Origin of the sequence: Enterobacter sp. 940_PEND (assembly GCF_001059415.1) — a bacterium.
In the GTDB taxonomy this organism is placed as follows: domain Bacteria; phylum Pseudomonadota; class Gammaproteobacteria; order Enterobacterales; family Enterobacteriaceae; genus Enterobacter; species Enterobacter cloacae_M.
Genome location: NZ_JUMS01000055.1, coordinates 22,249 through 36,805, shown reverse-complemented (window position 1 = coordinate 36,805; position 14,557 = coordinate 22,249). Strand labels below are relative to the sequence as shown.

The 14,557-nt window shown below is 55.9% G+C and carries 14 protein-coding genes and 1 other annotated feature; of the genes, 10 read left to right on the top strand and 4 right to left on the bottom strand.

Going from position 1 to position 14,557, the window contains the following annotated elements; all coding sequences use genetic code 11:
* Positions 1-172: 172 nt before the first annotated feature.
* Positions 173-1,840: an energy-dependent translational throttle protein EttA gene (gene ettA / locus ADJ24_RS08260; RefSeq protein ID WP_006810191.1), complete on the bottom strand. Its 1,668-nt coding sequence runs from the start codon at positions 1,838-1,840 to the stop codon at positions 173-175.
* 227 nt (positions 1,841-2,067) lie between these two features.
* Here ettA and sltY point away from each other — a divergent pair, with 227 nt between their 5' ends.
* Positions 2,068-4,005, top strand: a complete 1,938-nt coding sequence (gene sltY, locus ADJ24_RS08255; RefSeq protein ID WP_023310329.1) for a murein transglycosylase — start codon at positions 2,068-2,070, stop codon at positions 4,003-4,005.
* A gap of 55 nt (positions 4,006-4,060) precedes the next feature.
* Positions 4,061-4,390: a trp operon repressor gene (trpR, locus tag ADJ24_RS08250; protein ID WP_023310330.1), complete on the top strand. Its 330-nt coding sequence runs from the start codon at positions 4,061-4,063 to the stop codon at positions 4,388-4,390.
* 27 nt (positions 4,391-4,417) lie between these two features.
* Here trpR and yjjX read toward each other — a convergent pair whose 3' ends face one another.
* Entirely contained in the window at positions 4,418-4,933 is a 516-nt protein-coding gene (gene yjjX / locus ADJ24_RS08245; protein ID WP_023310331.1) for an inosine/xanthosine triphosphatase, read from the bottom strand.
* A gap of 50 nt (positions 4,934-4,983) precedes the next feature.
* Between yjjX and gpmB the strand changes: the two genes are divergently transcribed.
* A complete protein-coding gene (gene gpmB / locus ADJ24_RS08240) occupies positions 4,984-5,631 on the top strand; it encodes a 2,3-diphosphoglycerate-dependent phosphoglycerate mutase GpmB (protein WP_023310332.1) in 648 nt (215 codons plus the stop codon).
* Here the strand turns inward: gpmB and robA are convergent.
* Complete coding sequence (gene robA, locus ADJ24_RS08235) at positions 5,628-6,497, bottom strand: MDR efflux pump AcrAB transcriptional activator RobA (RefSeq protein WP_023310333.1); 870 nt, start codon at positions 6,495-6,497, stop codon at positions 5,628-5,630. The genes gpmB and robA overlap by 4 nt on opposite strands.
* Positions 6,498-6,708: 211 nt before the next feature.
* On the opposite strand from robA, the gene creA reads away from it, so the two are divergent.
* Positions 6,709-7,182, top strand: coding sequence for a protein CreA (creA, locus tag ADJ24_RS08230; RefSeq protein ID WP_023310334.1), 474 nt, complete (start codon positions 6,709-6,711; stop codon positions 7,180-7,182).
* A 46-nt stretch (positions 7,183-7,228) separates the two neighbouring features.
* Here creA and arcA read toward each other — a convergent pair whose 3' ends face one another.
* The gene (gene arcA / locus ADJ24_RS08225; protein ID WP_003856501.1) at positions 7,229-7,945 is read right to left on the bottom strand and encodes a two-component system response regulator ArcA; all 717 of its coding nucleotides are present in this window, start codon (positions 7,943-7,945) and stop codon (positions 7,229-7,231) included.
* A gap of 95 nt (positions 7,946-8,040) precedes the next feature.
* On the opposite strand from arcA, the gene yjjY reads away from it, so the two are divergent.
* From yjjY to thrC, 6 genes are all read left to right on the top strand, one after another.
* Positions 8,041-8,181 carry a protein YjjY gene (yjjY, locus tag ADJ24_RS24995; protein WP_085928893.1) on the top strand — a complete coding sequence of 47 codons (141 nt, stop codon included), beginning with the start codon at positions 8,041-8,043 and terminating at the stop codon, positions 8,179-8,181.
* Between the two features lie 399 nt (positions 8,182-8,580).
* On the top strand, positions 8,581-9,267 hold the full coding sequence (locus tag ADJ24_RS08220) for a tRNA/rRNA methyltransferase (protein ID WP_023310335.1): 687 nt from the start codon (positions 8,581-8,583) through the stop codon (positions 9,265-9,267).
* Positions 9,268-9,478: 211 nt separating this feature from the next.
* A complete protein-coding gene (thrL, locus tag ADJ24_RS24045; protein WP_015572623.1) occupies positions 9,479-9,547 on the top strand; it encodes a thr operon leader peptide in 69 nt (22 codons plus the stop codon).
* Positions 9,486-9,603, top strand: a sequence feature (Thr leader region). It overlaps the preceding gene by 62 nt.
* Before the next feature lie 24 nt (positions 9,604-9,627).
* Positions 9,628-12,090, top strand: a complete 2,463-nt coding sequence (thrA, locus tag ADJ24_RS08215) for a bifunctional aspartate kinase/homoserine dehydrogenase I (protein WP_023310336.1) — start codon at positions 9,628-9,630, stop codon at positions 12,088-12,090.
* Position 12,091: 1 nt separating this feature from the next.
* A complete protein-coding gene (gene thrB / locus ADJ24_RS08210; protein WP_023310337.1) occupies positions 12,092-13,021 on the top strand; it encodes a homoserine kinase in 930 nt (309 codons plus the stop codon).
* 3 nt (positions 13,022-13,024) lie between these two features.
* Positions 13,025-14,311, top strand: a complete 1,287-nt coding sequence (gene thrC / locus ADJ24_RS08205) for a threonine synthase (RefSeq protein ID WP_023310338.1) — start codon at positions 13,025-13,027, stop codon at positions 14,309-14,311.
* Positions 14,312-14,557: the final 246 nt, after the last annotated feature.

Sequence of the window (14,557 nt, the reverse complement as noted above, 5' to 3'; positions counted from 1 at the left end):
GGCCTGCAGGAAACGCCTCAGCGATTTACAGCCGGACCAGGGTGTCGCTGCAATCCATTTATTTTACTGAAGAAATGTTTATCGCTTCGAGTTGGGAAATTACTGGAGATCCCTCTCCCACGGGGAGAGGGTACAAACATAAAAAACGGCAACCGAGGTTGCCGTTTTGCTTTTATTTCGCAATACGCTTGTACTTAATACGCTTCGGCTCCAGCGCGTCGGCGCCCAGCGTGCGTTTCTTGTACTCTTCGTATTCGGTGAAGTTACCTTCGAAGAACTCCACTTTACCTTCGTCCTGGTAGTCCAGGATGTGGGTCGCGATACGGTCCAGGAACCAGCGGTCGTGCGAGATAACCATCGCGCAGCCCGGGAACTCCAGCAGGGCGTTTTCCAGCGCGCGCAGGGTTTCAATATCCAGGTCGTTGGTTGGTTCATCAAGCAGCAGAACGTTACCGCCCACCTGCAGCAGCTTCGCCAGGTGCAGACGACCGCGCTCACCGCCGGACAGTTCGCCCACGCGTTTGCCCTGGTCGGTGCCTTTAAAGTTAAAGCGGCCAACATAGGCGCGGCTTGGCATCTCGGTGTTGCCGATACGCATGATATCCAGACCGCCGGAGACTTCTTCCCACACGGTTTTGCTGTTGTCCATCGCGTCACGGAACTGGTCAACGGAGGCCAGCTTCACGGTCTCACCCAGGGTGATAGAGCCGCTGTCAGGCTGTTCCTGACCGGACATCATGCGGAACAGGGTCGATTTACCCGCGCCGTTCGGACCGATGATGCCAACGATAGCGCCTTTCGGTACGGAGAAGGTCAGGTCGTCGATCAGCAGACGGTCGCCGTAGGACTTACGCAGGTTGGTCACTTCAACCACTTTATCCCCCAGACGTGCTCCAGGTGGAATAAACAGTTCGTTGGTTTCGTTACGTTTCTGGTATTCGGTGTTGTTCAGCTCTTCGAAGCGTGCCAGACGGGCTTTGCCCTTAGACTGGCGGCCTTTCGCGCCCTGACGAACCCACTCCAGCTCTTTCTCGATAGACTTACGACGCGCCGCTTCCTGTGAAGCTTCCTGCGCCAGACGCTGATCTTTCTGCTCCAGCCAGGAAGAGTAGTTGCCTTCCCACGGAATACCTTCACCGCGGTCCAGCTCCAGGATCCAGCCAGCGACGTTGTCGAGGAAGTAACGGTCGTGGGTAATCGCCACAACGGTACCTTCGAAGTCGTGCAGGAAGCGCTCCAGCCACGCCACGGATTCTGCATCCAGGTGGTTAGTCGGTTCGTCGAGCAGCAGCATGTCTGGTTTTTCCAGCAGCAGGCGGCACAGCGCCACGCGGCGGCGTTCACCACCGGAGAGGTTAGCGATTTTCGCATCCCAGTCCGGCAGACGCAGGGCATCAGCCGCGCGCTCCAGCTGCACGTTCAGGTTGTGACCGTCGTGCGCCTGGATGATCTCTTCATACTTGCCCTGCTGTGCGGCCAGCTTGTCGAAGTCCGCATCCGGCTCGGCGTATTTGGCATACACTTCGTCCAGACCTTTCAGCGCGTTAACCACTTCGGATACCGCTTCTTCAACGGATTCGCGAACGGTGTGTTCCGGGTTCAGCTGAGGTTCCTGCGGCAGGTAACCAATCTTGATGCCAGGCTGCGGACGGGCTTCACCTTCGATGTCTGTATCAATGCCGGCCATGATGCGCAGCAGGGTGGACTTACCGGCACCGTTGAGACCCAGAACACCGATTTTTGCGCCCGGGAAGAAGCTCAGCGAGATATTTTTAAGAATATGACGTTTCGGCGGGACAACTTTGCCGACACGATGCATGGTATAAACGAATTGAGCCACGTTGGACTTCGCCTCTTTTATCGTAATGAGAAGGAATTTCAGCCTCGAAGTGTAGCCTTTTTCACGTCCTAATCCCAGCCAGGAACGTCGGGAGTGTTAAAACGCGCAAGAAAGGTAAAAAAGTGTCCATGACGTGGCGCGTTGAAGGATGCCTGGTTAGCATAAGTTAATTAGACTTTGACGTAGCAAGACGCTGCAATTGACGAAAAAACAATGAGGAAGAGCTTGTGGAAAAAGCCAAACGGGTGGTCTGGCGTCTGCTGGCTGCCAGCGTATGCGTAATGGCGGTAAGCCAGGCGGTGCATGCCGATTCACTGGATGAACAACGTAACCGCTACGCCCAGATTAAACAGGCGTGGGACAACAAGCAGATGGATACCGTGCAGGCGCTAATGCCGACGCTAAAGGATTATCCGCTGTATCCGTATCTGGAGTATCGCCAGATTACGGACGACCTGATGAACCAGCCTACCGTCACCGTGAATAACTTCATTCAGGCGAACCCTACCCTGCCGCCTGCCCGAAATCTCCAGTCTCGCTTTGTGAATGAGCTGGCGCGTCGCGAAGACTGGCGCGGCCTGCTGGCGTTTAGCCCTGAGAAGCCGAATGCCACCGAAGCCCAGTGTAACTATTACTACGCAAAATGGGCGACCGGTCAGCAGGAAGAGGCCTGGGCCGGGGCGAAAGAGCTCTGGCTGACCGGAAAAAACCAGCCGAACGCCTGTGATTCCCTGTTTAGCGCGTGGCGTGCTTCCGGCAAGCAGGATCCGCTCTCCTACCTTGAGCGCATCCGTCTGGCGATGAAAGCGGGTAACACGCGTCTGGTGACCACGCTGGCGGGGCAGATGCCGTCCGATTACCAGACGATCTCTACCGCGGTTATCGGGCTTGCAAACGATCCCAACAGCGTGCTGACCTTTGCCCGCAGTACGGGCGCGACCGATTTTACCCGCCAGATGGCGGCGGTGGCCTTTGCCAGCGTGGCGCGTGACGATGTGGAAAACGCGCGGCTGATGATCCCGCAGCTGGTGCAGGCGCAGCAGCTCAATGAGGAGCAAACCCAGGAGCTGCGCGACATTGTGGCGTGGCGACTGATGGGCACCGATGTGACCGATGAACAGGCGCGCTGGCGTGACGATGCGATTATGCGTTCGAATTCTACGTCGCTGGTGGAACGCCGCGTGCGCATGGCGCTGGGCACGGGCGATCGCCGTGGGCTGAATACATGGCTCGCGCGCTTGCCAATGGAGGCCAAAGAGAAAGACGAATGGCGCTACTGGCAGGCCGATCTGCTGATGGAGCGCGGCCGTGATGATGAAGCCAAAGAGATCCTCCATACGCTGATGCAGCAGCGCGGGTTTTACCCAATGGCTGCCGCGCAGCGTCTGGGTGAGGAATACACCTTCCGTATAGATAAAGCGCCTGCCAACGCGAACCCGGCGCTGACGCAGGGGCCAGAAATGGCGCGCGTTCGCGAGCTGATGTACTGGAATATGGATAACACCGCGCGCAGCGAGTGGGCGAATCTGGTGACCAGCCGCACCACCGATGAGAAAGCCCAGCTTGCCCGCTATGCGTTTGATAATCACTGGTGGGATCTCAGCGTGCAGGCGACGATCGCCGGCAAGCTTTGGGATCATCTGGAAGAGCGTTTCCCGCTGGCGTACAAAGATCTTTTCGATCGCTACACCAGCGGCAAAGATATCCCGCAAAGCTACGCGATGGCGATTGCCCGTCAGGAGAGCGCCTGGAACCCGAAAGTCCGTTCTCCGGTGGGCGCCAGCGGCCTGATGCAGATTATGCCAGGCACGGCGACGCACACGGTGAAGATGTTTAATATTCCGGGGTACAGCAGTCCGTCGCAGCTTCTGGATCCGGATACCAACATCAATATCGGTACCAGCTATCTCCAGTACGTGTATCAGCAGTTCGGCAATAACCGCATCTTCTCATCGGCGGCGTATAACGCGGGGCCAGGACGCGTGCGCACCTGGCTCGGCAACAGCGCCGGACGCATCGACGCGGTAGCGTTTGTGGAGAGCATCCCGTTCTCGGAAACGCGCGGCTACGTGAAGAACGTGCTGGCCTATGACGCTTACTATCGCTACTTCATGGGGCAGAAAGATACCCTGATGAGCGATGCCGAGTGGCAGAGACGTTACTGATCGGCGTGGGTTGTGTTATGCTGTACTCGCTAAAGAGTACAAGAGGCAGCATAACATGACCCAGCATTCCCCGTATTCCTCGGCAATGGCCGAACAACGTCATCTGGAGTGGCTTCGTTTTGTGGAGCTGCTGCGTCAGTCTTACGAACAGGATCTGCATTTACCCCTGATGCAGCTGATGCTCACGCCGGACGAGCGTGAGGCGCTTGGCACGCGCGTGCGGATCATTGAAGAGCTGCTGCGCGGAGAAATGAGCCAGCGCGAGCTGAAAAATGAGCTCGGCGCGGGCATTGCAACGATCACCCGCGGCTCGAACAGCCTGAAGTCGGCGCCGGTTGAGCTGCGCCAGTGGCTGGAAGCGGTATTGCTGAAAAATGCCGGATGACGGCTTTTCTTTATCCGGCCAACAAACTTACCGATAAATCGCGTTATGGAACGGGCTTAACGCCAGAATCACGGCCTGGTGGTAAACGCCTGAACGCGTCAGCTTGCCAGCGGTAAAGACGCCAATAGCCCCTTCTTTACGGCCAATCTCATCGATGCCGGTGTACTGCGACATCACTGGCCCGAGCGCTTCACCCGCACGGACTTTTTCCAGAATGATTTCCGGCAGCGGCAGGGTGGCCGAACGCGCTTCACCGCGCTGCTCGCGGCTTTCGATGACAACCCAGCTAAAGGTTGCGCCTTCGTCGATACCTGCTTCAATCGCTACCCAAAAGTCAGCATCTGGTGCGGCAGCCTTAGCGTTTGCCACGCGATTTCGTGCGCCAGCGCGCGTTTCCTCGCTGCCAAACGGCTGTTCAGGAACGCCACTCTCGACGCCGATGGCCTCAATATGGCAGGATCCTGCGCCGAAGATCTCGTCAAATGCCCTTAGAATTGCCTGAATTTTGGCAGGATTAGTGGTAGCAGAGACAACATGGTGCATAATTAAGCTCGATTCAAAAAAAACTCATCGCAGTATAACGGAAAAAAAGCATGTTACAGGTATACCTTGTTCGCCACGGTGAAACGCAGTGGAACGCCGAGCGACGTATTCAAGGCCAGTCAGACAGTCCTCTCACCGAGAAGGGGGTGCAGCAAGCGTGGCAGGTGGCGGAACGCGCCAGAACACTGGGCATTACCCACGTGATTACCAGCGATTTAGGTCGCACACAGCAGACGGCGCGCATCATCGCAGATGCCTGCGGCTGTGACGTCATGCTGGAGCCGCGTCTGCGCGAGCTGGATATGGGCGTGCTGGAGAAACGCCATATCGATACGCTGACGGAAGCGGAGGAGGGCTGGCGCCGCACGCTGGTGAACGGTACCGAAGATGGTCGAATTCCTGAAGGCGAATCCATGCAGGAGCTTAGCGTACGCATGCATGCCGCCCTGGCGGAATGCCTGAAGCTGCCGGCGGGAAGCCGTCCGCTGCTGGTGAGTCACGGGATTGCGTTGGGTTGCCTGGTGAGCACCATTCTGGGGTTACCGGCTTACGCTGAGCGCCGTTTGCGTCTGCGCAACTGCTCCATTTCCCGGATTGATTATCAGGAAAGCGCGTGGCTGGCGTCGGGCTGGGTAGTGGAGATGGCAGGGGACATTTCGCATCTTGATGCCCCTGCGCTTGACGAACTGCAGCGTTAACGACGTATCGGAATCAAGAATTCCATACGCAGATTGATTGGGCCTTCTTCCGGTTTGGCATCCTGCGCCGGGTAGTAGCGCTCAATGTCCTGACCTTTACGGCGATTCAGATTCAGCATTGGCATGCAGGTTCCGTAAACGGTCAGGATAAACTCCTGAACCCCCGTTCCCAGCCCTTCATAGGCGAACATCACGTATTCGCCGCCTTCCAGCACGACAGGCTTCGAACCCTGAATATACCCATTCGCCATCTCTGGCGTCAGCGCGGTGGTGTAGAACACCTCCTGCTCGTCGTCTTTTTCCTGGCTTGGGTGCGTTTCGTTGAGGCCATACAGGATTGGCGGGATCGTCGGTGCGTGGCTCAGGAAGTCGCGCCAGAACTGGACGCGCATCTGATGACGGAACTCAGAAATCTGCTCCAGTGAACAGGAGTAGCTCTGCGTCGTGCCGATCAGATGGGTTTCCGGCAGCGCGACAATTTCATATTTCGGCATCGCGAACTCGCCCAGACGCAGCGGCGGACGCATGCCAAACGAGCTCCAGTCAGGCGAGCGACGATACAGCGCTGGCGTCAACGAGAACTGTTTTTTAAAGGCGCGGGTGAAGGTCTGCTGCGAATCGAAACGATATTGCAGGGCAATATCCAGAATCGGCCGCGCGGTCAGGCGCAAAGCCACCGCAGATTTTGATAAACGACGTGCGCGAATATAGGCCCCGATAGCATGACCGGTGACATCCTTGAACATCCTTTGCAGATGCCACTTGGAATAGCCTGCTTTAGCCGCCACATTATCCAGTGACAAAGGCTGGTCGAGATGACCTTCCAGCCAGGTGAGCAGGTCGCGAATAATTCCAGCCTGATCCATATACTATCCTCATCCTTAAAACAGCAGGTGCCTGATAACAGGTTAGCGGATAATAGCATTTTTTGATGTTTTAGCATTCAGTGTTTTTTTTGCGCATTCATGCTTTTTAGAGCACATTACAGGCAGATATATTCTAATCCTGTGATCTTGCTACATTTTTGTCTAAAGTGTTGAATAATCGCTCAGTGTAATTTTAAAGAATGGTAACAATATGAAATACAAGACTTTGATCTTCACCGCGTTGATGCTGATGGTCGTGCGCGTGGCGCAGGCAGAACAGATTGGCTCCGTCGATACCGTGTTCAAAATGTTCGGCCCGGACCACAAAATCGTGGTGGAGGCGTTTGACGATCCGGACGTGAAAAACGTCACCTGCTACGTCAGCCGCGCGAAAACGGGCGGTATCAAAGGCGGGCTGGGACTGGCGGAAGATACTTCCGATGCGGCGATTTCTTGTCAGCAGGTGGGGCCGGTTGAGTTGAGCGATAAAATTAAAAACGGCAAAGCGCAGGGCGACGTTGTATTCCAGAAACGGACTTCGCTGGTATTCAAAAAACTGCAGGTGGTGCGTTTCTATGATGCCAAACGCAACACACTGGCGTACCTTGCCTACTCTGACAAAGTGGTGGAAGGCTCGCCGAAAAACGCAATCAGCGCGGTGCCGATTATGCCGTGGCGGGAATAAAAAAAACGGCGCAAAGGCGCCGTTTTTTAATGCGTTAACTGCGGGATTACTCCTGCAGATCGCCGCAGAAACGATACCCTTCGCCGTGGATCGTGGCGATGATTTCCGGCGTATCTGGCGTAGATTCGAAATGCTTACGAATACGACGAATGGTCACGTCTACGGTACGGTCGTGCGGTTTCAGCTCACGGCCGGTCATTTTCTTCAGCAACTCTGCACGGGACTGAATTTTGCCCGGGTTTTCGCAGAAGTGCAGCATCGCGCGGAATTCACTGCGCGGCAGTTTATACTGCTCACCGTTCGGGCTAATCAGCGAACGGCTATTGATATCAAGTTCCCAGCCGTTGAATTTGTAGCTGTCTACGCTACGACGCTCTTCGCTGACCGTACCCAGGTTCATGGTGCGGGACAGCAGGTTGCGTGCACGAATGGTTAACTCGCGAGGATTGAACGGCTTGGTGATGTAGTCATCCGCACCGATTTCCAGGCCAAGAATTTTATCAACTTCGTTATCACGGCCCGTCAGGAACATTAACGCGACGTTCGCCTGCTCGCGCAGTTCGCGCGCCAGAAGAAGACCGTTTTTGCCCGGCAGGTTAATATCCATGATCACCAGGTTGATATCATTTTCAGAAAGGATCTGATGCATCTCTGCGCCATCGGTCGCTTCAAAGACATCGTAGCCTTCTGCTTCGAAAATGCTCTTTAACGTGTTGCGTGTTACCAACTCGTCTTCAACGATAAGAATGTGCGGGGTCTGCATGTTTGCTACCTAAATTGCCAACTAAATCGAAACAGGAAGTACAAAAGTCCCTGACCTGCCTGATGCATGTCGCAAATTAACATGATCGGCTTAACGTGACTAAAGTACGTAATTGCGTTCTTGATGCACTTTCCATCAACGTCAACAACATCATTAGCTTGGTCTTGGGTACTTTCCCTTTGGACCCGACAGTGTCAAAAACGGCTGTCATCCTAACCATTTTAACAGCAACATAACAGGCTAAGTGACACCAGACACCCAATAAAACTACGCTTCGTTGACATATATCAAGTTCAATTGTAGCACGTTAACAGTTTGATGAAATCATCGTAGCGGAATGCTAGCCTTTGTCACAATTTTTCAATAAACCAACTAGTTGCGGACATTGATTTATAAACGAAGCGAATCCAATCAGAATAGGGTATTCATGTTGCTATTATCATTATAAAACATAAGGATAATAGTGTTCTGTTAACATTCTAACTGATTGTTCAGACAAGGAATAGTTTAGCGTTTTTAATTTGTTATGAAACGCTATTTCGGTGATTTGTGTTGCAATTTTGTAAATTCGCGCTGCGTAATATGTTGAAGTGCATCACATTTTTACCCGCTAACTGATTAAAAAGAGAGCATAAATGCATCTGTCGATTGTACTGGTTGCCCCAGCCAGAGCTGAAAATATAGGCGCTGCCGCGCGTGCCATGAAAACCATGGGGTTCACAGATTTACGTATCGTGGACAGCACTGCCCACCTGGAGCCTGCGGCTCGTTGGGTAGCGCACGGATCGGGCGATATCCTCGATAATATAACCACTTACGCTACGCTTGCTGATGCGCTGCACGACATTTCGTTTACCGTTGCGACCACCGCGCGCAGCCGTGCGAAGTTCCATTACTATGCCACGCCAGCGGAGCTGGTGCCTATGTTGAGCGAGAAAAGCCAGTGGCTGGAGAAGGCCGCGCTGGTGTTTGGTCGCGAAGACTCCGGATTAACCAACGAAGAGCTGGAGCTGGCGGACGTTCTTACCGGTGCGCCGATGGTCGCCGATTATCCCTCCCTGAATTTAGGCCAGGCGGTCATGGTCTACTGCTATCAATTAGCCTCCCTAATACAAATCCCCCAACCTCCGGCAGAAGGGGCAAATGAAAATCAGCTGGCTGCGCTGCGCGCTCGCGTTGAGCAACTGTTGTCTCAGCTGGGGGTGGAGGACGATCAGAAAATGGCTGACTGGCTGCAGCAGCGTTTGGGGCGTCTTGAGCAGCGGGACACCGCAATGCTGCACCGTTTGCTGCACGATATTGAAAAAAAATTAGCGGAGTAAAATCCTGTCATAAGTTTTCACTATGGCGAATAAGTCTGTCCAGAAGGGTTGCTATTGGGCGAATCGGATGAAAATAAATCTGCAAACAGCGGGAGGTGAGAGTCTCCCGAATTGTGATCAAATTAAAAATTCGTTGACTTAAGGTGCCCGATCCTTTAACCCTAAAAGAATACAGGACAGACAGATAATAATGACAGAGTACACAACATCCATGAAACGCATCAGCATCACCACCATTACTACAACCATCATCATTACCACAGGTAACGATGCGGGCTGACGCGTACAGGAAAAACAAAAAAAAGCCCGCACCTGAACAGTGCGGGCTTTTTTTTCGGCTAAAGGAAACGAGGTAGAACCATGCGAGTGTTGAAGTTCGGCGGTACATCAGTGGCAAATGCAGAACGTTTTCTGCGTGTTGCCGATATCCTGGAAAGCAACGCCAGGCAGGGGCAGGTTGCTACCGTGCTCTCTGCCCCGGCAAAAATCACGAACCATCTGGTGGCGATGATTGAAAAAACCATCGGTGGCCAGGATGCACTTCCGAACATCAGCGACGCAGAGCGTATCTTCGCTGACTTACTGCAAGGGCTGGCAGAGGCGCTGCCTGGCTTCCCGCACGCTCAGCTGAAGTCCTTCGTTGAGCAGGAGTTCGCGCAAATCAAACATGTCCTGCACGGCATCAGCCTTCTCGGCCAGTGCCCGGACAGCGTCAACGCGGCGCTGATCTGCCGGGGCGAAAAACTTTCTATCGCCATCATGGCCGGCGTGCTGGAAGCGCGCGGCCATAGCGTGACCGTAATCGATCCGGTTGAAAAACTGCTGGCGGTGGGCCACTACCTCGAATCCACCGTTGATATTGCCGAATCAACCCGCCGTATCGCCGCCAGCAAAATTCCGTCTGACCACATGATCCTGATGGCAGGCTTCACCGCCGGTAACGAGAAGGGCGAGCTGGTGGTGCTGGGCCGTAACGGCTCCGACTACTCCGCCGCCGTGCTGGCCGCCTGTTTACGTGCGTACTGTTGTGAAATCTGGACTGACGTCGACGGCGTTTATACCTGCGACCCGCGCCAGGTACCCGATGCCAGACTGCTGAAGTCGATGTCGTACCAGGAAGCGATGGAGCTTTCCTACTTCGGCGCCAAAGTGCTTCACCCGCGTACCATCTCCCCGATTGCCCAGTTCCAGATCCCTTGCCTGATTAAAAACACCGGTAATCCGCTGGCGCCGGGTACGCTGATTGGCGCGAGTACCGATGAAGACGGTTTGCCGGTCAAAGGCATCTCCAACCTCAACAACATGGCGATGTTCAGCGTCTCCGGTCCGGGGATGAAGGGGATGGTCGGCATGGCGGCGCGCGTCTTTGCTGCTATGTCCCGCAACGGTATCTCGGTGGTGCTGATTACCCAGTCTTCTTCCGAATACAGCATCAGCTTCTGCGTGCCGCAGGCCGACTGCCTGCGCGCCCGCCGCGCGCTGGAGGACGAGTTCTACCTGGAGCTGAAAGAAGAGCTGCTGGAGCCGCTCGCCATTCAGGAGCGTCTGGCGATTATCTCCGTGGTCGGCGACGGCATGCGCACGCTGCGCGGTATCTCCGCCAAGTTCTTTGCCGCGCTGGCGCGCGCCAATATCAATATCGTGGCGATTGCCCAGGGCTCGTCAGAGCGTTCAATTTCTGTTGTTGTGGACAACGATGACGCCACCACCGGCGTACGCGTGGTTCACCAGATGCTGTTCAACACCGACCAGGTTATCGAACTGTTCCTGATTGGCGTCGGCGGGGTGGGCGGCGCGCTGTTGGAGCAGGTGAAGCGTCAGCAGGAGTGGCTGAAGAAGAAACATATCGATCTGCGCGTCTGTGGGATTGCCAACTCCAGAGCGTTGCTGACCAATGTGCATGGCCTTAACCTGGAAAACTGGCAGGCCGAGATGAACGAGGCGAAAGAGCCGTTCAACCTGGGGCGCCTGATCCGTCTGGTGAAAGAGTATCATCTGCTTAACCCGGTGATCGTCGACTGTACCTCGAACCAGGCGGTGGCCGATCAGTACGCCGACTTCCTGCGCGAGGGGTTCCACGTGGTGACGCCGAACAAAAAGGCCAACACCTCGTCGATGGATTACTATCACCAGCTGCGTCTGGCGGCGAGCAAGTCGCGCCGCAAGTTCCTGTACGACACCAACGTGGGCGCGGGCCTGCCGGTTATCGAGAACCTGCAGAACCTGCTGAACGCCGGCGACGAACTGCAGCGTTTCTCCGGCATTCTCTCCGGCTCGCTGTCGTTTATCTTCGGCAAGCTGGATGAGGGGATGAGCCTGTCGGAAGCCACCCGCGCCGCGCGCGAGCTGGGCTATACCGAGCCGGATCCGCGTGACGATCTCTCCGGTATGGACGTGGCGCGCAAGCTTCTGATCCTCGCCCGTGAAACGGGCCGTGAGCTTGAGCTTTCCGATATCGTGATTGAACCCGTGCTGCCAGCAGAATTTGACAGCAGCGGTGATGTCGCTGCATTCATGGCAAATTTGCCGCAGCTTGACGACGCTTTTGCCGCTCGCGTTGCGAAAGCCCGTGATGAAGGTAAGGTATTGCGCTATGTTGGCAACATTGAAGAAGATGGCGTGTGCCGGGTGAAGATTGCCGAAGTGGATGGCAACGACCCGCTGTACAAAGTCAAAAACGGCGAAAACGCCCTCGCGTTTTACAGCCACTATTATCAGCCACTGCCGCTGGTGCTTCGCGGCTATGGCGCAGGGAACGATGTTACGGCGGCGGGTGTGTTTGCCGATCTGCTGCGTACCCTGTCATGGAAGTTAGGAGTTTAACATGGTCAAAGTTTATGCCCCGGCTTCCAGCGCGAATATGAGCGTCGGATTTGACGTGCTGGGCGCGGCGGTGACGCCGGTGGATGGTTCACTGCTGGGCGATACGGTCACGGTGGAAGCGGCAGACAGCTTCAGCCTGAATAACGTGGGCCGCTTCGCCAGCAAACTGCCGTCAGACCCGCGCGAGAATATCGTCTATCAGTGCTGGGAACGCTTCTGTCAGGAGATCGGTAAAAACGTGCCGGTTGCTATGACGCTGGAAAAAAGTATGCCGATTGGCTCGGGTCTGGGTTCCAGCGCCTGCTCGGTGGTCGCCGCGCTGGTGGCGATGAACGAGCACTGCGGCAAGCCGCTAAACAACAACCGCCTGCTGGGGTTGATGGGCGAGCTGGAAGGGCGCATCTCCGGCAGCATTCACTATGACAACGTGGCGCCGTGCTTCCTCGGCGGCATGCAGCTGATGATCGAAGAAAATGGCATCATCAGCCAGCAGGTGCCAGGGTTTGATGAGTGGCTGTGGGTGCTAGCCTATCCGGGCATTAAGGTCTCTACCGCGGAAGCGCGTGCGATCCTGCCCGCGCAGTATCGTCGTCAGGACTGTATCGCCCACGGGCGTCATCTGGCGGGCTTTATCCACGCCTGCTACACCCGTCAGCCGCAGCTGGCGGCGAAGCTGATGAAGGACGTCATTGCCGAGCCGTACCGCACGAAGCTGCTGCCGGGCTTTAACGAGGCGCGACAGGCATCCATGGATATCGGCGCGCAGGCGTGCGGCATCTCCGGCTCCGGCCCGACGCTGTTCGCCCTGTGCGACAAGCCTGACACCGCGCAGCGCGTGGCGGACTGGCTCTCTAAACACTACCTGCAAAATCAGGAAGGCTTTGTTCATATTTGCCGTCTGGACACGGCTGGCGCACGAGTACTGGGATAATTAATGAAACTCTATAACCTTAAAGATCATAACGAGCAGGTCAGCTTCGCGCAGGCGGTAACTCAGGGGCTGGGCAAAAATCAGGGGCTGTTCTTCCCGCATGACCTGCCGGAATTCCAGCTGACCGACATCGACGAGCTGCTGAAGCAGGACTTTGTCACCCGCAGCACCAAAATTCTGTCTGCGTTTATCGGCGACGAAATTCCGCAGGAGCTGCTGGAAGAGCGCGTGCGTGCGGCGTTCGCTTTCCCGGCGCCCGTTAAGCAGGTTGAGCCTGACGTTGGCTGCCTGGAGCTGTTCCACGGCCCGACGCTGGCGTTTAAAGACTTCGGCGGCCGCTTTATGGCGCAGATGCTGACCCACATCAGCGGCGACAAACCGGTGACCATCCTGACCGCGACATCCGGCGATACCGGTGCGGCGGTGGCGCATGCCTTCTACGGCCTGAAAAACGTCCGCGTGGTGATCCTCTATCCGAAAGGCAAAATCAGCCCGCTGCAGGAAAAACTGTTCTGTACGCTCGGCGGCAACATTGAAACCGTGGCAATTGACGGCGATTTCGATGCCTGCCAGGCGCTGGTCAAGCAGGCTTTCGACGACGAAGAGCTGAAGGTGGCTCTGGGTCTGAACTCTGCTAACTCCATCAACATCAGCCGTCTGCTGGCGCAGATTTGCTACTACTTCGAAGCGGTGGCGCAGCTGCCGCAGGAAGCGCGCAACCAGCTGGTGATCTCCGTGCCGAGCGGTAACTTCGGTGACCTGACGGCAGGTCTGCTGGCGAAATCCCTGGGTCTGCCGGTGAAACGCTTTATCGCCGCGACCAACGCCAACGACACCGTGCCGCGCTTCCTGAAAGACGGGAAGTGGGCGCCGAACGCTACGCAGGCGACGCTCTCCAACGCGATGGATGTGTCACAGCCGAACAACTGGCCGCGCGTGGAAGAGCTGTTCCGCCGTAAGATCTGGCGTTTGGGTGACCTGGGTTACGCCGCGGTGACGGATGAAACCACCAAAGAGACCATGCGCGAGCTGAAGGCGGTGGGGTATACCTCTGAACCGCACGCGGCGATTGCCTACCGCGCGCTGCGCGACCAGCTTAACCCGGGTGAATATGGCCTGTTCCTGGGCACCGCGCATCCGGCGAAGTTCAAAGAGAGCGTAGAAGCGATCCTGGGCGAAACGCTGCCGCTGCCGAAAGAGCTGGCCGAGCGCGCCGACCTGCCTCTGCTGTCACATGAGCTGCCGGCAGATTTTGCCGCGCTGCGTAAGCTGATGATGACTCGCGCGTGATTGTGTTGCCCGGTGGCGGCTACGCCTTACCGGGCCTACAACGACCACGACGACCTAATCGTAGGCCGGGTAAGCGCAGCGCCACCCGGCAATCGCAACACCGATATCTATGCCGGGTAAGGCGAAGCCGCCACCCGGCTTTTTTATGGAGAAATTAAGGAGAGAAAAAGCAGGAAAAAAGCAGAAATTCCCAATAAATGCGGTCACTTAGCGTTTAGGATTGCAGAGAATAACATCCCCCGTTCC

Bases quoted from the DNA above. Each gene is read 5' to 3' on its own strand.
- thrB (WP_023310337.1), top strand. From the start codon at position 12,092: ATGGTCAAAGTTTATGCCCCGGCTTCCAGCGCGAATATGAGCGTCGGA.
- arcA (WP_003856501.1), bottom strand. From the start codon at position 7,945: ATGCAGACCCCGCACATTCTTATCGTTGAAGACGAGTTGGTAACACGC.
- yjjX (WP_023310331.1), bottom strand. From the start codon at position 4,933: ATGCACCATGTTGTCTCTGCTACCACTAATCCTGCCAAAATTCAGGCA.
- gpmB (WP_023310332.1), top strand. From the start codon at position 4,984: ATGTTACAGGTATACCTTGTTCGCCACGGTGAAACGCAGTGGAACGCC.
- robA (WP_023310333.1), bottom strand. From the start codon at position 6,497: ATGGATCAGGCTGGAATTATTCGCGACCTGCTCACCTGGCTGGAAGGT.
- creA (WP_023310334.1), top strand. From the start codon at position 6,709: ATGAAATACAAGACTTTGATCTTCACCGCGTTGATGCTGATGGTCGTG.
- thrA (WP_023310336.1), top strand. From the start codon at position 9,628: ATGCGAGTGTTGAAGTTCGGCGGTACATCAGTGGCAAATGCAGAACGT.
- thrC (WP_023310338.1), top strand. From the start codon at position 13,025: ATGAAACTCTATAACCTTAAAGATCATAACGAGCAGGTCAGCTTCGCG.
- trpR (WP_023310330.1), top strand. From the start codon at position 4,061: ATGACCCAGCATTCCCCGTATTCCTCGGCAATGGCCGAACAACGTCAT.
- ADJ24_RS08220 (WP_023310335.1), top strand. From the start codon at position 8,581: ATGCATCTGTCGATTGTACTGGTTGCCCCAGCCAGAGCTGAAAATATA.